At 72.5% G+C, this 16,101-nt stretch carries 17 protein-coding genes; 8 read left to right on the top strand and 9 right to left on the bottom strand.

The window, feature by feature from the left end; translation table 11 throughout:
- Positions 1–215: 215 nt before the first annotated feature.
- On the bottom strand, positions 216–1,004 hold the full coding sequence (locus tag ACFOYY_RS14070) for a L,D-transpeptidase family protein (RefSeq protein WP_386189990.1): 789 nt from the start codon (positions 1,002–1,004) through the stop codon (positions 216–218).
- Between the two features lie 112 nt (positions 1,005–1,116).
- Between ACFOYY_RS14070 and ACFOYY_RS14075 the strand changes: the two genes are divergently transcribed.
- Complete coding sequence (locus tag ACFOYY_RS14075; RefSeq protein ID WP_352008934.1) at positions 1,117–1,596, top strand: YbaK/EbsC family protein; 480 nt, start codon at positions 1,117–1,119, stop codon at positions 1,594–1,596.
- 76 nt (positions 1,597–1,672) lie between these two features.
- On the top strand, positions 1,673–2,227 hold the full coding sequence (locus ACFOYY_RS14080) for a GNAT family N-acetyltransferase (protein ID WP_362778639.1): 555 nt from the start codon (positions 1,673–1,675) through the stop codon (positions 2,225–2,227).
- Here ACFOYY_RS14080 and metF read toward each other — a convergent pair.
- Positions 2,224–3,159, bottom strand: a complete 936-nt coding sequence (metF, locus tag ACFOYY_RS14085) for a methylenetetrahydrofolate reductase [NAD(P)H] (RefSeq protein ID WP_352008932.1) — start codon at positions 3,157–3,159, stop codon at positions 2,224–2,226. The genes ACFOYY_RS14080 and metF overlap by 4 nt on opposite strands.
- Positions 3,160–3,287: 128 nt before the next feature.
- Here metF and ACFOYY_RS14090 point away from each other — a divergent pair, with 128 nt between their 5' ends.
- Positions 3,288–4,355, top strand: coding sequence for a polyprenyl synthetase family protein (locus tag ACFOYY_RS14090; RefSeq protein ID WP_386189991.1), 1,068 nt, complete (start codon positions 3,288–3,290; stop codon positions 4,353–4,355).
- Between the two features lie 44 nt (positions 4,356–4,399).
- Here ACFOYY_RS14090 and thiE read toward each other — a convergent pair whose 3' ends face one another.
- Genes thiE through ACFOYY_RS14105 form a run of 3 tightly spaced genes read right to left on the bottom strand, consistent with a single transcriptional unit; the run spans position 4,400 to position 6,631 of the window.
- Positions 4,400–5,044: a thiamine phosphate synthase gene (thiE, locus tag ACFOYY_RS14095; protein ID WP_352008930.1), complete on the bottom strand. Its 645-nt coding sequence runs from the start codon at positions 5,042–5,044 to the stop codon at positions 4,400–4,402.
- Positions 5,022–5,396: an Rv2175c family DNA-binding protein gene (locus ACFOYY_RS14100; protein WP_352008929.1), complete on the bottom strand. Its 375-nt coding sequence runs from the start codon at positions 5,394–5,396 to the stop codon at positions 5,022–5,024. The genes thiE and ACFOYY_RS14100 overlap by 23 nt, the downstream gene beginning before the upstream one ends.
- Positions 5,397–5,446: 50 nt before the next feature.
- Positions 5,447–6,631, bottom strand: coding sequence for an NAD(P)/FAD-dependent oxidoreductase (locus ACFOYY_RS14105; protein ID WP_386189992.1), 1,185 nt, complete (start codon positions 6,629–6,631; stop codon positions 5,447–5,449).
- Positions 6,632–6,958: 327 nt separating this feature from the next.
- Here ACFOYY_RS14105 and thiO point away from each other — a divergent pair, with 327 nt between their 5' ends.
- From thiO to pknB, 4 genes are all read left to right on the top strand, one after another.
- On the top strand, positions 6,959–8,122 hold the full coding sequence (gene thiO / locus ACFOYY_RS14110; RefSeq protein ID WP_352008927.1) for a glycine oxidase ThiO: 1,164 nt from the start codon (positions 6,959–6,961) through the stop codon (positions 8,120–8,122).
- The gene (thiS, locus tag ACFOYY_RS14115; protein ID WP_352008926.1) at positions 8,119–8,319 is read left to right on the top strand and encodes a sulfur carrier protein ThiS; all 201 of its coding nucleotides are present in this window, start codon (positions 8,119–8,121) and stop codon (positions 8,317–8,319) included. The genes thiO and thiS overlap by 4 nt, the downstream gene beginning before the upstream one ends.
- A gap of 5 nt (positions 8,320–8,324) precedes the next feature.
- On the top strand, positions 8,325–9,107 hold the full coding sequence (locus tag ACFOYY_RS14120) for a thiazole synthase (protein ID WP_386189993.1): 783 nt from the start codon (positions 8,325–8,327) through the stop codon (positions 9,105–9,107).
- A gap of 76 nt (positions 9,108–9,183) precedes the next feature.
- Entirely contained in the window at positions 9,184–11,169 is a 1,986-nt protein-coding gene (pknB, locus tag ACFOYY_RS14125) for a Stk1 family PASTA domain-containing Ser/Thr kinase (protein ID WP_386189994.1), read from the top strand.
- Between the two features lie 67 nt (positions 11,170–11,236).
- Here the strand turns inward: pknB and ACFOYY_RS14130 are convergent, their stop codons facing one another.
- Positions 11,237–12,427 (bottom strand): glycerate kinase, encoded by a 1,191-nt coding sequence (locus ACFOYY_RS14130; RefSeq protein ID WP_386189995.1) that lies wholly within the window; start codon positions 12,425–12,427, stop codon positions 11,237–11,239.
- Positions 12,428–12,569: 142 nt separating this feature from the next.
- On the opposite strand from ACFOYY_RS14130, the gene ACFOYY_RS14135 reads away from it, so the two are divergent.
- Positions 12,570–13,427 (top strand): deoxyribonuclease IV, encoded by an 858-nt coding sequence (locus ACFOYY_RS14135; RefSeq protein ID WP_352008922.1) that lies wholly within the window; start codon positions 12,570–12,572, stop codon positions 13,425–13,427.
- Between the two features lie 401 nt (positions 13,428–13,828).
- On the opposite strand, the gene ACFOYY_RS14140 is transcribed toward ACFOYY_RS14135, so the two are convergent.
- Genes ACFOYY_RS14140 through ACFOYY_RS14150 form a run of 3 tightly spaced genes read right to left on the bottom strand, consistent with a single transcriptional unit; the run spans position 13,829 to position 16,061 of the window.
- A complete protein-coding gene (locus ACFOYY_RS14140; protein ID WP_362910988.1) occupies positions 13,829–15,460 on the bottom strand; it encodes a SulP family inorganic anion transporter in 1,632 nt (543 codons plus the stop codon).
- 56 nt (positions 15,461–15,516) lie between these two features.
- Positions 15,517–15,864 carry an ArsR/SmtB family transcription factor gene (locus tag ACFOYY_RS14145; RefSeq protein WP_352008921.1) on the bottom strand — a complete coding sequence of 116 codons (348 nt, stop codon included), beginning with the start codon at positions 15,862–15,864 and terminating at the stop codon, positions 15,517–15,519.
- The gene (locus ACFOYY_RS14150; protein ID WP_352008920.1) at positions 15,864–16,061 is read right to left on the bottom strand and encodes a hypothetical protein; all 198 of its coding nucleotides are present in this window, start codon (positions 16,059–16,061) and stop codon (positions 15,864–15,866) included. Before ACFOYY_RS14150 ends, ACFOYY_RS14145 begins: the two co-directional genes overlap by 1 nt.
- Between the last annotated feature and the right edge of the window lie 40 nt (positions 16,062–16,101).

Here is a 16,101-nt window from a genome sequence, read left to right on the forward strand (position 1 = left end):
GCATCTCGGTGGCCGGGAGTCGTGGGCGCCGCGCGTTCCGCGTTGCCCACGAGTTCCCCATGACGAGAACACGGCCCGGTGTTCACAGGGCGGGGAAACAGCCGTCAAGACGGGCCCGCCACGGCGCCCTTTCCCGCGCCCCCGCGGCGGCCCCGGGAACGACCGTGCCCCCGGCCCTTGAAGGACCGGGGGCACGAAGAACCGCGTTCACTCCGTCAGCGAACGAATCTGCCCCGGACGTGCACCGGGACTCCCGTGCCGAGCATGCCGGGCAGGACCGCGGCGACGTTCATCGGCAGCCGCACACAGCCGTGGGAGGCCGGGGCCAACGGCACCGAGAGTGCGCCGTGCAGGGCGATACCGCCGTTGAAGAAGATCGGGTTGTAGAGCTGACCAAGGTATGACCTGTGCCAGCCGTTCCTGCGCCAGGTCGTCTTGTAGTCGCCCGTCGGCGTGCGGGCGCTGCCGCAGAACTTCTGGGTCTTGCCCTCCCAGGTGGCCGTCTCGCAGTACGGAATCCCGCTGCCCGAGGAGATGTGGCTGATCAGCTTCACCCTGCCGTCCACGTACAGGGTCATCACCTGCTGGGTGAGGTTGACCTCGACCCTGGTCGGCCTGCCGTTGGGCACCAGCACCTTCGGCGACCTGGGGTTCTGTAGAGCGTTCCAGGTCTTCCTGGTCACGGTGCTGGTCGGCGCGATGCCGTTGATCTTCTGGAAGGCCCACAGCGCGGTCAGCGTCGTGCCGCCGTAACGCCCGTCGGCCGTGCCCGGCAGATAGCCCAGCTCCCGCAGCCTGGTCTGCAGCGCCTTGACCGCGGTCCCCTTCGCCCCGAGCCTCAGCGTCTGGCCGGGGGCGACGAACCCCGGCGCCGCCTGGGCCGTGACCGCGGTCGCCGCGGAGGTGACGACCTGAGCGTTCGCGACACCGGGAGAGGCCAGCAGCATCGCCCCCGCCGTCACCAGGGCGGCCACTCCGAGCCGTCCTCCAACCCCCATCACCATCATCCCCTCCTGTCAGTCAAGCCCGAACAACGGACCATAGCGCACCAACCATCCACTCTCCGGCAACGGTTATGAAGAGGTAATCGATGGTCAACCCGTTTAGAGTGACCGGGTGCCGGAAAAGTTGCATCCCAACATCGAGAAGGTCGCCGCGGCTCTGAGAGAGCACGGCGTCACCGGAGAGATCGTCGTCTTCGACGAGGCGACGCCGACGGCGGCGACCGCCGCGGCGCAGCTCGGCTGCGAGGTCGGCGCCATCGCCAACAGCCTGATCTTCGACGCCGACGACCGGCCGCTCCTGGTGCTGACCAGCGGTGCCCACCGGGTGGACACCGGTCTGGTCGCCGAGAAGGTCGGCGCGGCGCGGGTACGGCGGGCGACCCCCGACTTCGTCCGCGCGGCGACCGGCCAGGTCATCGGCGGCGTCGCCCCGCTGGGACATCCCGCCCCGATCAGGACCCTGGTCGACGTCTGGCTCGACAGGCACGAGGTGGTCTGGGCCGCGGCCGGCCACCCGCACACGGTCTTCCCGACCTCCTTCGCCGAACTCCTCCGCGTCACCGGCGGGACCCCGGTCGAGGTCGAGCGCTGAACGCCAGGCGGACACCCGCCAAACCCTGACGAACCTCTCAGATCCTCATGGTGGTCGTCCTGCTAGGGTGCGTTGCGTGATCGAACTGCGACGGGTCGGCCCCGAGGAGTTCGCCGTGAGCCTCGACGCGGTCCTCGACGTCTACACCGCGGCGATGCTCCCGCCCGCCGACCAGCTCACCGGGCGAAGGGCGATCATGAGAGGCCACGCCTCCTACTCCCGGTTCACCTGCCTGTTCGCCGAACGCGCCGACGGCAGGACGGTCGGCTTCGCCTACGGCTTCCACGGCGAACCCGGCCAGTGGTGGCACGGCGTCGTCCGTCAGGCGATCACCGAGCACGACGGCCAGGCCAGGACCCGCGAGTGGCTCGACGACGCCTTCGAACTCGCCGAGGTCCACGTCCACCCCGACTACCAGGGCAAGGGCGTGGGCCGGGCGATGGTCACCGGCCTGTGCGCGGGGCGCCTGGAGCGCACCGCCGTACTGTCGACCCGTGACCAGGAGACGGCGGCACGTCATCTCTACCGGAGCCTGGGCTTCGGCGACCTGCTGACCGGGTTCGTCTTCCCCGGGGGCCAGGAGCGCTACGCGATCCTGGGCACCCCGCTCCCGCTGGCCCAGTACGTCTAGACCGCCAGCCGGTCGTCCGCCCCGGTCGTGACGTCGAGGGCCTGGAAGACCTCGCGGGTCGCGCTCGACCGGTTGAAGGTGATGAAGTGGATGCCGGGCGCGCCCTCGTCGAGCAGGGTCTGGCACAGCTCGGCGGCGTGCTCGATGCCCAGGTCGCGCACCGCGGCCGGGTCGTGGGCGACGGCCTCGAACCTGGCGGCGACCTCGGGCGGGAACGGCGCGCCGGAGAGCTGCTCGGAACGGGCGATCGTGCTCATCTGGGTGACGGGCATGATGCCGGGGATGATCGGGGTCTCGCATCCACGGGCGGTCACCCGGTCACGCAGCCTGAGATAGTCCTCCGCGCGGAAGAACATCTGCGTGATCGCGTAGTCGGCGCCCGCCCGGCACTTGCGCACGAAGTGCTCGGTGTCGGCCTCGACGGAGGTGGACCTGGGGTGCTTGTAGGGGAAGGCGGCCACGCCGACGCAGAAGTCGCCGGACTGGCGGATGAGCCTGACCAGTTCCTCGGCGTACTGCACGCCCTCGGGGTGACGGATCCACTCTCCCGTCACGTCGCCGGGCGGGTCGCCCCGCACGGCGAGGATGTTGCGCACGCCCGCCCCGGCGAACCTGCCGATCAGGTGGCGCAGCTCACGCAGGGAGTGGTTGACGGCGGTGAAGTGGGCGACCGGGGTCAGCGTCGTCTCGTGGGCGAGCCGCTCGACGATCTCCACCGTCCGGTCGCGGGTGCCGCCGCCCGCGCCGTAGGTGACCGAGACGAACGTCGGCCGCAGGGCCTCAAGCTCCCGGATGGCCCGCCAGAGCTGACGCTCCCCCTCGTCCGTCTTCGGTGGGAAGAACTCGAACGAGAACGAACGGCCACCGGCGGCGAGGAGCTCGCGGACGGTGGGCACACGTTCGGGGAAGACTGACGAGCGACCCAGAGCCATGCCCCTAGGGTACTGGCCGCCCGACGGAGCGCCACAACCGTGATCGGTTCAACACCCTTCCTCCTGCCGGGCCCCGGCGGGGACACCGCGGGCATAACCTCGCACCTCCGGGCCGATAATCTCGGGGTATGACCCCTTCCGCGGCTGCTCTCGACACCATCCGTTCCGAAGTGGATCGATCCCTCAGGGAGTTCGTCGACCGGCAGCGCCCCCTGGTCGGCGCGCCCGAACTGGTCCCGCTGCTCACCGCGGCCGAGGAGTTCCTCGCGGGCGGCAAGCGGCTGCGGCCCGCCTTCTGCTACTGGGGCTGGCACGGCGCGGGCGGGGAGGACGACCCGGCGCTGTTCACCGCCGCGGCCTCCCTTGAGCTGCTCCAGGCCAGCGCCCTCGTGCACGACGACGTCATGGACGCCAGCGATCTGCGCAGGGGCATGCCGTCGGCGCACCGCAGGTTCCAGGCGATGCACGAGAAGGCGGGCTGGCGCGGTTCCGCCGGGCAGTTCGGCGAGGGCGCCGCCATCCTGCTCGGCAACCTGCTGCTCATCTGGTCCGGGGAGATGTGGCGCAACAGCGGGCTGCCCGTGGAGTCGCTGGCCGCTGCCCAGCGGATCCACGACCACATGCGCACCGAGCTGATGTGCGGGCAGTACCTCGACCTGCTGGAGCAGGCGCACGAGGAGAACACCTTCGACAGCGCGCTGCGGGTCGCCCTCTTCAAGAGCGGCAAGTACTCCGTCGAGCAGCCGCTCAGGCTCGGCCTGGTGCTGGCCGCGCGGGGCGTCGAGCCGTGGATCGACCGGCTCTGCGAGGAGTACGGCCGCAGCGTCGGCATCGCCTTCCAGCTCCGCGACGACGTCCTCGGCGTGTTCGGCGACCCCGCGGAGACGGGCAAGCCCGCCGGGGACGACCTGCGGGAGGGCAAGCGGACGATGCTCGTCGCCCGTGCCCTGGCCGTGGCCACCCCGCTCCAGGCCAGGACGGTCGAGGAGACGCTCGGCGACCCCGACCTGGACGCCGCCGGGGTCGCCAGGCTGCGTCAGATCATCGAGGAGACCGGGGCCCTGGCGGCGTGCGAGAGCATGATCAAGGAATATCTCGACCACGCCCTCATCTCGCTCGACGGCGCCCCGATCACCCCGCGGTCCCGTACGGCCCTGGCCGATCTGGCCGTGGCCGCGACGTCACGTCGCACCTGAGGCCGGGCCCGGCGTCCACCGGGCCCGGACCGGTCGGATGCGGATCAGGTGAGCCCGGCGGTCAGGCGCCGCCTGAACTCCCCGGCGGCGGCCTTCGGGTCGTCCGCCTCGGTGATGGCCCGCACGACCACGACCCGGCGCACGCCGTACGACATGACCTCGTCGAGGTTGGACAGGTCGACACCGCCGATGCCGAACCAGGGGCGTTCCGTCTCCAGCGCCGCGGCGTGCCTGAGCAGCGCGGGGCCGGGGGCGTGCCTTCCCGGTTTGGTCGGCGTCGGCCAGACGGGACCACAGCAGAAGTAGTCGACTCCCGCTTCGACGGCCGCGGCTGAGGCCTCCTGCGGGGCGTGAGTGGAACGCCCGATGAGGATGTCGTCGCCGAGGATGTCGCGGGCGGCCCGCACCGGCAGGTCGTCCTGTCCGAGGTGGAGCACGTCGGGACGGGCGGCGTGAGCGATGTCGGCCCTGTCGTTGACCGCGAGCAGCTTGCCGTGGCGGTCACAGGCCTCGCGGAAGACCTCAAGGAGGGCGAGTTCCTCCCTGGCCTCAAGGCCCTTCTCACGTAGCTGGACGATGTCGACCCCGCCCGCGAGGGCGGCGTCGAGGAAGTCGGCCAGGTCTCCGCGCTCACGGCGCCCGTCGGTGCAGAGGTAGAGGCGGGCGTCAGAAAGCGAGCGCCTGGGCACGTCTCTTGACCTCGGTGTGGCGGCCCGCGACTATCGCGTCCACCGGGGACCCCGGGAGGGTCTCGTCTGGGGTGAAGAGCCACCGGAGCGACTCGACGTCGTCGTATCCGGCGTCGAGCAGCACGGTGAGCGTGCCTGGCAGCCCCTTCACCACGTCGTCCTTGCCGAGGAAGGCGGCGGGAACCTGTGGCTCGCCCCCGCCCCTTCGCACTCCGATGAGCTTGCGGTCCTTGAGAAGTTGCTTCGCGCGACCGGCGCTGAGGTTGAGTCTCCTGGCGACCTCGGTCAAGGTGAGCCACTCGCCCACCAGTTGGTCTGTTTCCCGGTCGATCTGCGCAACAGAAAGCGTCACGAATCCACCACTACCACATCGTGCCTTCCGCCAAACACCCGGTGGGCAGGTTAAGCGACCGTGCAGTCGCGCAGCGCCACCGCCGGATCGGCCAGGCGAACGGCGTCGAGCCGCTGGCCGCCCTCGATGAGACGGCGCCCCTGCAGGAGGTCGCGGGGGCGGTTCACCGCCAGGACCGCGGCCAGCCTGCCGTCGCCGCGGACCCAGCAGGCCCCCCACCTGGAGCCGCCCTCCGGGTCGCCGCGCAGGACGAGGCGCTCGCCGTCGTTGCCGTCGTCGTGGTGCCCGGCGTACTGCACCATGTGGCCGAACTGCTCCGACCAGAAGTAGGGCACCGGGTCGTAGACCGCGTCTCCGCCCATGAGCGCGGCCACCGCGACCTCCGGGGCGCCCAGCGCGGTGTCCCAGTGCTCCACCCGCAGGCGGCGGTCGTAGCGGCGCGACCACCAGGCGGCGCAGTCGCCGACGGCGACCACCCCGGGCAGCGAGGTGCGCAGGTGCTCGTCGGTGACGACGCCGTTGTCCAGCTCGACACCGGAGCCCGCCAGCCACTCGACGGCGGGCCGTACGCCGACGCCGGTGACGACCACGTCCGCCCTGACCCGTGAGCCGTCGGCCAGGGTGAGCCCGTCGTGGTCGACGGAGGCGACCTGGACGCCCAGGCGCAGCTCGACGCCCGCCTGTTCGTACCAGCGGGCGGTGTGCCCGCCGACGGCCCCCAGGGCCTGGGAGAGCGGCAGGTCGGCCGCCTCGACGACGGTCACCTCACAGCCCGCCCTGTGGGCGGCGGTGGCGACCTCGGCGCCGATCCAGCCCGCCCCGATGACGGCGACGCGCACGCCCGCGACGAGCCGCTCGCGCAGGGCGAGCGCGTCGTCGATGGTGCGAAGCACGTGCTGCTCGCCGTCGCCGCGCAACCGGACGGGACGGGCGCCGGTGGCGATGACCAGCCCGTCGTAGGCCACCTCGCCCTCGGTGGTCTCGACCACGCCCGGCCGCAGTCCCTTCGCGGCCACCCCCGGGCGGAAGTCGACCTCAAGCGCGTCGAGATCGGAGTCGACGACCGTGGAGTCCGTCTCCCCCAGCAGGACGGACTTCGACAGCGGGGGACGGTCGTAGGGGCGGTGTGCCTCCTCGCCCATCAATGTGATCGTGCCGGCGAACCCTCGGGCTCGTAACGCCTCGACACTGCGCACGCCGGCCAGGCCGGCGCCAACCACCACGACATGATTCACAACTCACGAGCCTAAGCGCCCTGCCCGATCCTCTGCCATTAGCTGTTTGATAACGAAAACGGTATTTAGCTCGCATCCAACGCAGTGAGGGCGTCACCACAGCCCTTAAGGTGGAAGCGAGCAGACGCGCGGGAGCCCGGAGCGCACCGGGCTGAGAGGAGGGCTACGGGGCGACGCGGACCATCGAAGGCCATTTGACGTGCTGATACACCGTGCCGGCGCACGGGGCGCGCGTCCGGCGGCGATGATCCCGGCGTGACCGTCAGCGGCCCTCGACCGCCAGGAACCTGATCCGGGTCATGCCGGCGAAGGGAGCGGAGGGTACGAATGTCACACCACTTCGACGTGCTCGTCATCGGCGGAGGCGTCGCCGGGCTCTCCGTGGCCTGGCGTGCGGCCAGGAGGGGGTCACGGGTGGCCGTGGCCGACCCCGACCCCGGCTCGGGGGCCTCGCACGCGGCGGCGGGCATGCTGGCGCCGGTCAGCGAGGTGACCTACACCGAGGAGCCCCTGCTGCGCCTCGGGCTGGCCTCCCTGGCCAGATGGCCCGCCTTCGCCGCCGACCTGACCGAGGACGGCGGCCTCGACCTGGACTACCGGGCCCTGGGGACGCTCGACGTCGCCTTCGGTTCCGACGATCTGGCCGCGCTCGACGAGCTGGCCGCCTTCGTCGACAAGCTCGGCCTGCCCGCGGAACGGCTCACGGGCCGCGAGTGCCGCCGCCTGGAGCCGATGCTCGCCCCGTCGGTGCGCGGTGGCCTGCTGGCCGGCGGCGACTCCTGGGTCGACCCGCGAAGGGTCGTCAAGGCGCTGCTGACGGCGCTGCAGCGGCGCGGCGGCGCGCTGGTCCGCTCCCGCGTCGCCGGGCTCACGACCGACGCCGCGGAGCGGGTCACCGGCGTACGGCTCGCCTCCGGCGAGACCATCGGCGCGGACCTGGTGGTCCTGGCCGCCGGCGCCTGGTCGGGCGGCCTTGAGGGGCTGCCGCCCGACGCGGTGCCGCCGGTGCGGCCGGTCAAGGGACAGATCATGCGGCTGCGTTCGGCCACCCCGATCCTGGGACGGTGCGTGCGCGGCGTGGTGCACGGCTCCCCCGTCTACCTGGTGCCACGCGGCGACGGGGAGGTGGTCGTCGGGGCGACCCAGGAGGAGATGGGCTTCGACACCCGGGTGACCGCGGGAGGCCTGTGGGAGCTGCTGCGCGACGCGCGGGAGCTCGTTCCCGGCGTCACCGAGCTCCAGGTCCACGACGTGGTCGCGGGCCTGCGTCCGGGCACCCCGGACAACCTGCCGCTGGTCGGGCCGTCGGCCGCCGCCGGTCTGTCGCTGGCCACCGGCCACCACAGAGGCGGCGTCCTGCTCGCCCCACTCACCGCCGACCTTCTCTTCCCACCGTCCTCGTCCGAGGCGCACTCCCCCGGCGCACCACCCGGCGAGGAGGACGAACTGCGGGCGATCTGCTCTCCACTGCGTTTCCAGGAGCACCGATGAACGTGACGATCAACGGAACCGCCCACGAGCTGCCCAGGGGGGCGACCGTGGCGCTGGCCGTACAGCGGCTGACCGAGGCCAGGAGCGGCGTGGCCGTCGCGGTGAACGACGAGGTGGTCTCACGCGGCGCGTGGGACTCCACGACGCTCGCCGAGGCCGACCGGGTCGAGGTGCTCACCGCGGTGCAGGGAGGCTGAGGGACATGCTTGGGGACACACTGACGAACCCGGACGACGACCTGGTCATCGGCGGGGAGAAGTTCTCCTCGCGGCTCATCATGGGCACCGGGGGCGCCCCCTCGCTCGACGTCCTCGAACAGGCGCTGGCCGCCTCGGGCACCGAGCTGACCACGGTCGCGATGCGGCGCCTGGACCCGTCCGCGCGGGGCTCGGTGCTCGACGTGCTGCGCAGGCGCGGCATCAAGGTCCTGCCGAACACCGCGGGCTGCTTCACCGCGGGGGAGGCGGTGCTGACCGCGCGGCTGGCCAGGGAGGCCCTGGAGACGAACTGGGTGAAGCTGGAGGTCATCTCCGACGAGCGCACCCTGCTGCCCGACCCCATCGAGACCTTCGACGCCGCCGAACGGCTGGTCGCCGAGGGCTTCGTCGTGCTGCCCTACATCGGTGACGACCCCGCCCTGGCCCGCAGGCTCGAACAGGCCGGGTGCGCGGCGGTGATGCCGCTCGGCGCGCCGATCGGTTCCGGTCTGGGCGTCAGGAACCCGCACAACATCGAACTCATCGTGGAGGCGGCGGGCGTTCCGGTGATCCTCGACGCCGGGATCGGCACCGCGAGCGACGCGGCGCTGGCGATGGAGCTCGGCTGTGACGCCGTCCTGCTCGCGACCGCCGTGACCAGGGCGAGGCGTCCCGACCTGATGGCCCGCGCCATGCGCTCCGCGGTCGTCGCGGGCCGTACGGCCAGGGTCGCGGGCCGTATCCCGCGCCGCAGGTACGCCGAGGCCTCATCCCCCATGACTCCTTAGGGATCGGTCAACTTCTCCGCATCGGTTTCGAACACGCCGACCCTGTGGGCGCCAAATCGCCCGTAAACTCTGCCGGGTGGACACGACGCTTACGGACCCCCTGGTCGGGAAACTCCTCGACGGGCGTTACCGCGTCGAGTCCCGGATCGCCCGGGGCGGGATGGCGACCGTATACCTGGCTCTGGACGTCCGGCTCGACCGCACGGTCGCCGTGAAGGTGATGCACCGCACTCTCGCCGAGGACCCCGCGTTCGTGCGCAGGTTCATCGGCGAGGCCAAGTCGGTGGCGAGTTTGTCGCACCCCAACGTGGTGCACGTGTTCGACCAGGGCACGGACGGGGGCAACGTCTACCTGTCGATGGAGTACGTCCCCGGGCGCACCCTGCGCGACGTGCTCCGCGAGCGGGGCAGGCTGCCGGCCCGCGAGGCCCTGGAGGTCATGATCCCGGTCCTCGCCGCGCTGGGCGCCGCCCACCAGGCCGGGATGATCCACCGGGACGTCAAGCCGGAGAACGTGCTGCTCGCCGACGACGGGCGGGTCAAGGTCGTGGACTTCGGCCTGGCCCGCGCGATCGAGGCGACGAACCAGACGCGCACCGGTGTCATGATCGGCACCATCGGCTACATGTCGCCCGAGCAGGTGACCTCCGGCTCCGCCGACGCCCGCAGCGACGTCTACTCCGCCGGGATCATGCTGTTCGAGCTGGTCACGGGGCATCAGCCGTACGAGGGTGAGACTCCGATGTCGGTGGCCTACCGGCACGTCCACGACACCGTGCCCGCGCCCTCCTCGCTGCTGCCGGACATTCCGCCGCTGCTGGACACGCTGGTGGCCCAGGCGACGGCGCGCGACCCCGCGCTGCGCCCCGTGGACGCGACCGCGCTGCTGGTCGCCGCGGTCGAGGCGCACCGGACGCTGCCCAGGGACAGCGCTCCCGTGGCCGGGCAGGCGGGAGGGCAGCCGACCGGGCCCACCGGAGGGCACACGGCCGCCGCCGGGTTCCGTCAGCCCCCCGCCGCCCCCGCGGCGGGAGGCGTCAACCACACGCTGATCCAGCCACGGGGTGACCTGCTCACCGGCCCCGCGGCCGACCCGCACCCGCGCCCGCCCGCGCCCGCCCGCAGGGGGTTCCGGCCGAACTGGTACCTCGTCGCGCTGGCCGTGGTGATGGTGATCGCGGTCGGGGTGACCGGCTGGCTGTTCTCCCAGAACACCACGATCGTCGTCCCGGTGCTCACCGGCAAGAACGTCAACGTCGCCCAGAGCGAGGCCAGGGCTCTCGGCTTCCTCGTCGAGATCGGCAAGCCGGAGAACGACGAGAAGGTGCAGAAGGGCAACGTGATCAGGACCGATCCGATCGCGGGCACCACGGTGGACAAGCAGTCCAAGATCGTCCTGTTCCCCTCGGACGGCCCCAAGCGGGTCGTGGTGCCCAACGTGATCGGCATGACCGAGGCCCAGGCGAGGTCGGACCTGGCGAGGGTGACGCTGACCGTCGACGACGTCAAGAAGCAGCCCAGCAACACCGTGCCCCGCGGGCAGGTCATGCGGACCGTCCCCGCCGTGGGCAACCGGGTCAAGGAGGGCACCAAGATCGACCTGCTGGTGAGCGCGGGCCTGGTCGCGCCCGATCTCAAGGGCATGCCCCGCGACCAGGCCGACGCCCTGCTGCGCGGCGCGGGTTTCGTGCCCGAGTTCGTCGAGCAGACCGACGCCGCCCAGCCCTGCACGGTCATCGCCCAGGACCCGCAGCCGAACGCGGAGATCGACGCGGGCGCGACCATCAGGCTCACCGTGTCGCTGTGCAACAACCCCCAGTGGCACTGGCCCTGGGAGATCAACAACTCCGTGCCGGGAGACGACGGCGGAGACGTGGCCCAGCCCCTGGCCGTCGTCCCCAACGTGATGTTCAAGGACGTCAAGGCGGCGCGCGAGGAGCTTCGCGCCGCGGGGATGAAGGTGACCGTGCGCAAGGGGCTGGGCAGGGGCAGGGTCCTGGCCCAGCGCCCGCCGGGCGGCCAGCAGGTGCCGTCCGGGACCCAGGTCACCATCTGGCACTGAAAGAGGCACTGAAAGAGGTGCTGAGGGGGCACTGAGGGGGCGCTGAGAGGCCTCCGGGCGGGCGGGGTCAGAGCCGTTCGCGCGCGACGGTCTCCGCGAGCCGTTCGAGCAGGGGACCCGCCTCGGCCAGGCACACGGCCGGGTCGGGTTCGACGGCGGTGAGCGGATAGGCCGCCGTGATGCCCGCGGCGTTCAGCTCCTCCTCGCCGAGGTCGCACCGGCCGCACACCGCGACGACCGGCACCCCCGCCTTCGCCGCCGCGGAGGCGACCCCGGCGGGCGCCTTGCCGTGCAGGGTCTGCTCGTCCAGCGCGCCCTCGCCGGTGATGACGAGGCGGGCGCCGTCGAGCCGCCGGTCGAAGCCGAGCAGGTCGAGCAGATACTCGATGCCGGGCCTGAAGGCGGCACGCAGGAAGGCCAGGGCCGCGAAGCCCGTTCCACCCGCCGCGCCCGCGCCCGGCATGCCCGCCACGCCCATGGAGCGGACGACGCCGTCGTGCTCGACGGCACCGGCCAGGCCGTGGGTGTGCGTGGCGACGGCGGCGAGCCTGGCCAGGGCCCGTTCCAGCAGCTCCACCTCCTCGGGACCGGCGCCCTTCTGCGGGCCGTAGACGGCGGCGGCGCCGTACGGGCCGAGCAGGGGGTTGTCCACGTCACAGGCGACGACGAACTCGACGCCCTCCAGGGGAACGGTCCCCGAGGTGTCGATCCTGTCCAGTTCGCGCAGGGCCGCGCCGCCTTCGGGCAGTTCCGCTCCCTCCGCGTCCAGGAAGCGGACGCCGAGGGCCCGCATCATGCCCGTCCCGCCGTCGGTCGAGGCGCTGCCGCCGAGGCCGAGCACGATCCGGCGGGCTCCGCGCCGCAGGGCGTCGGCGACCAGTTCGCCGGTGCCTCGGGTGGTCGCGGTGAGGGGGGCGAAGCCGGGGCCGTCTCCCCGCTGGGGCAGTACGCGCAGTCCGGACGCCTCGGCCAGCTCGACGACCGCGGTCGGCCCTGGCTCGCCCTGGGCGGCCTCCCGCCAGGCGTAGGCGGCGCGCACCGGCTCTCCCGTGGGGCCCGCGACCTGGATCTCCACCCGGGTGAACCCGGCCGCGACGACGGCCTCGACGGTGCCGTCGCCGCCGTCCGCGACCGGCAGCGTGACCACGGTGACGCCGGGGCCGAGCCCCCTCGCCACGTGCGCGGCGACCTCGGCCGCGCTCAGCGACCCCTTGAACTTGTCCGGGGCGACGACGACGTGGCCCGGCGACTGAGACAACCCTGCTCCCTGCGGCGAAAAACGGGCGGACGACGGCGTGCGCCGCGTTCCGCGTGCTGGACGCCCATCATCACACCACGCCGCCGGGACATGGGTGACGGGTGCGAGTCCCCGGACGGGACGCCCCTAGACTGGCTCCACCATGAGTTCCGTGTCCCTCATCGGCGGACACGTCTCCGTCGCCGGTGGCCTGGCCACGGGCGGCCTGCGGGCGGCCTCGGAGATCGGCGCCGAGGTGATCCAGGTGTTCGTCACCAATCCGCGCGGCTGGGCGCTCGCCGAGGGCGACCCCGCCGAGGACGCCCTGTTGCGTGAGTCCGGCATGCCGTGTTTCGTGCACGCGCCCTACCTCGTCAACATGGGTTCCCCCAACCAGCAGACTCTGGACCGGTCGGCGGACACCGTACGGCACTGCCTCCGGCGGGCCCGCGCGATCGGCGCCCGGGGGGTGGTCGTCCACACCGGGTCCGCGGTGACCGACCCCCGTGAGAAGGCCCTGCGCAGGCTGCGTGAGCGTCTGCTCCCGCTGCTCGACGAGATCCCGGACGACGGCCCGGACCTGTTGCTCGAGCCGATGGCGGGACAGGGCGCGATGCTCTGCGCGACCGTCCAGGACCTGGAGCCCTACCTCGCGGCCCTCGACTGGCATCCGAGGGCCCGTGTCTGCCTGGACACCTGTCATGCCTTCGCGGCCGGGCACGACCTGTCCACCGCCGCCGGGGTCGCCGAGACCCTCGACGCCCTGCACGGGTTCGCCCCCGGACGGCTGGGGCTGGTCCACGCCAACGACTCCATGGACGTGTGCGGTTCCAAGAAGGACCGGCACGCGAACATCGGCACGGGCCACATCGGCGTGCGGCCCTTCGGTCACCTGCTGTGTCATCCGGTGGTGGCGGGGGTGCCGGTCTGCGTCGAGACCCCCGGTTCCGCCGCCCGCCAGGACATCGAGACGCTCAAGGGTCTCCGCCGGGCACCGGTGCCCTCGGGTCCCCGGGTGTGACGGGACGCCGCCGCCCGCAATCCGGCCGCCCCCGCGCGTGACCGGATCGCTCGGACCCGCCCCCGCGGGTCGGCGCGGGCGTCCCGTCACACCGGAGGCCGCCGGGCCCCCTTCCCCCCGGTTGGGGGCCCGGCAATGGGTGACCGCGCTTGGAGGTCACCTCGGGTTTCCGCGCACCAGGTGTTCTCGAGCCTTTCGGCTCTCTCCCCCTCTCCGGTGCCGCGGGTTTGGCTCTCCGACGTACGGAACACTAGAGGGGGTGCTCCGAGGACGACTCACCATTTTTTGACCAGCGCGATTAACGGTGCGTAGTCGTCGATGTACGGAGCGTTCCGAGGCGACGAGCGGCAGCGCCCGGACGACGAGCGGTAGCCCCTCCTTGGGACGCCTCCCCCGGCCGGTCAGGCCGGTCCTGCGGCCAGCACCCCGGTGCGATGGAGGTGGTCACGGGCCGCGGCGATGGCCTGCGGGGTGGTGGCGAAGACGTGTCCGGCCTCGTCGAGGTCCGCGATGACACCCAGGGCGTTCAGCGGCTGGTGGTGGCCGTCGCGGATGCCCGAGACGTAGACGGTGATGCCGCGCCGTCGCAGCCGCCCGATGGCGTCGGCCAGGACCAGGGCGCCGCTGGCGTCCACGGTGGTGACCCTGGACATGCGCAGGATGACCACCGAGACGTCGGCGACCTCCGACAGCTGCAGCAGGAAACGGTGGGCCGCGGCGAAGAACAGCGGCCCGTCCAGGCGGTAGGCGACGATGTGCTCGGCCAGCAGGGCGTGTTCCTCGTCGGTGTGGTCACCGGGCAGGTCGGGCCGCAGCGGCATGGCCTCAAGGCGGACGTCACGGGCGACGGCCCGCAGCGCCAGTGCCCCGGCCACGATCAGGCCGAGGATGACCGCCTGGACCAGGTCGAGCGCCAGGGTGGCGACGGCGGTCAGCGCCAGCACCACGGCGTCGCCGCGGGTCGAGCGCAGCATGGCGACGACCGAGCCGACCTCGACCATCCGGATCGCGGTGGCCAGCAGCACCCCGGCCAGCGCGGCCAGCGGGATCCTGGCGACCAGCCCGGCGGCGGTGAACACGATCAGGCCCAGGATCACGGCGTGCGCCAGCGCGGCCAGCCGCGAACGGGCGCCCGAGCGGACGTTGACGGCGGTACGGGCGATCGCGCCGGTCGCCGGGACGCCGCCGAACATCGGCGCGAACACGTTGGCCAGTCCCTGCCCGAACAGCTCCCGGTCGGGGTCGTGCCGGTGGTTGACGCTCATTCCGTCGGCGACCGCGGCCGACAGCAGCGACTCAAGCCCGGCCAGCGCGGCCACCGCGACGGCCGGGGCCAGGAGCGACCCCAGGGCCGCGGGGTCGAGGAAGGACAGTGAGGGGGCGGGAAGCCCGGCGGGCAGTTCGCCGATCCGGCTCGCCTCGATCCCGGTCAGCTCGACCACGACGGTCGCGCCCGCCACGGCCAGCAGGGAGAAGGGGACGGTCGGCCGCCATCTGGCGCCCACGAGCATCGTCGCGACCACCCCGGCCGCGATCGCCGGGGCCCATCCCCCGGGGTCGGCGGCGAAGTCGAGCACGGCCCGCCAGGCCACGACCGTGACCTTCTCCCCCTCGGGCGTCGGGACGCCGAGCGCCGCCGGGATCTGCTGGAGCCCGATCACGCAGGCGATGCCGAGGGTGAAGCCCTCGACCACCGGGGCGGGCACCAGCGCCATGTACCGTCCGGCACGGGCCAGCGCCAGCGCGATCAGCAGCAGCCCGGCCATCACGCCGACGGTCAGCACTCCCGAGGCGCCGTGCTCGTGCACGATCGGCACCAGCACCACCGTCATCGCCCCGGTCGGGCCGGACACCTGCAGGCCGGATCCACCGAAGAACGCGGCGACCGTGCCCGCGATCACCGCGGTGGCCAGCCCGGCCGCCGCGCCGAGTCCCGAGGAGATGCCGAACCCGAGGGCCAGCGGCAGCGCCACGATCGCCACCGTCAGCCCGGCCAGCAGGTCCCTGCCCGGGCGGCGGGCCATCGCGGCCATGTCCGCCCTGCCGGGCAGCAGCGCGCGCAGGCGGCCACCCGGCGAAACCACCGTGTTCACGACGTGCCGCTCCCCGCCCTGTCCCGCAGCAGTTCGTCGAGCAGTTCGTTCTGCCCGGTCAGCTTCTCCGTCAGGAGTTCGCGCGCCGCCCGCAGCAGGCCCGCGACGCGCCCACCGGCCAGCGCGTAGACCACGGTGCTGCCCTCGCGCTGCGCGGTGACCAGCCCGGAACGGCGCAGCACCGCCAGGTGCTGGGACAGGCCGGTCGGCTCGACCTCGATCTCGGCCAGCAGTTGCCGTACCGGCCTGGGGCCGTCCTGCAGCAGCTCCAGCACCCGGATGCGCACCGGGTGCCCCAGCAGCCGGAACAGCTCCGCCTTGGCCTCGTACAGCGGTACCGACATCACGAGTCCGCCTCCTCCTCGGCCTGGGGGCCGAGGTCGAGGCTCACTCCGTGTTCGCGGGCCAGACGCCGGACGTCCTCCCACTCGTTCTTGGCCGCCAGGCCGGCGTGCACGTCGTCGTCCTCACGGGCCTGCTGCAGGGCCTGCCAGGCCTGGCGCGCCCGTTCTCTGATCGCCGCGGCGAAAGCCGTACTCACGTCATCCCTTCGGTCGCGGCGCGACCCGGGGGGACACACC

Source organism: Streptosporangium jomthongense (assembly GCF_042650425.1).
In the GTDB taxonomy this organism is placed as follows: domain Bacteria; phylum Actinomycetota; class Actinomycetes; order Streptosporangiales; family Streptosporangiaceae; genus Streptosporangium.

Excerpts from the sequence above, each read along its gene's own strand:
- ACFOYY_RS14070 (WP_386189990.1), bottom strand. The coding sequence starts at position 1,004 with ATGGTGATGGGGGTTGGAGGACGGCTCGGAGTGGCCGCCCTGGTGACG.
- metF (WP_352008932.1), bottom strand. The coding sequence starts at position 3,159 with ATGGCTCTGGGTCGCTCGTCAGTCTTCCCCGAACGTGTGCCCACCGTC.
- ACFOYY_RS14090 (WP_386189991.1), top strand. The coding sequence starts at position 3,288 with ATGACCCCTTCCGCGGCTGCTCTCGACACCATCCGTTCCGAAGTGGAT.
- thiO (WP_352008927.1), top strand. The coding sequence starts at position 6,959 with ATGTCACACCACTTCGACGTGCTCGTCATCGGCGGAGGCGTCGCCGGG.
- thiS (WP_352008926.1), top strand. The coding sequence starts at position 8,119 with ATGAACGTGACGATCAACGGAACCGCCCACGAGCTGCCCAGGGGGGCG.
- ACFOYY_RS14120 (WP_386189993.1), top strand. The coding sequence starts at position 8,325 with ATGCTTGGGGACACACTGACGAACCCGGACGACGACCTGGTCATCGGC.
- ACFOYY_RS14135 (WP_352008922.1), top strand. The coding sequence starts at position 12,570 with ATGAGTTCCGTGTCCCTCATCGGCGGACACGTCTCCGTCGCCGGTGGC.
- ACFOYY_RS14140 (WP_362910988.1), bottom strand. The coding sequence starts at position 15,460 with ATGGCCGCGATGGCCCGCCGCCCGGGCAGGGACCTGCTGGCCGGGCTG.
- ACFOYY_RS14145 (WP_352008921.1), bottom strand. The coding sequence starts at position 15,864 with ATGTCGGTACCGCTGTACGAGGCCAAGGCGGAGCTGTTCCGGCTGCTG.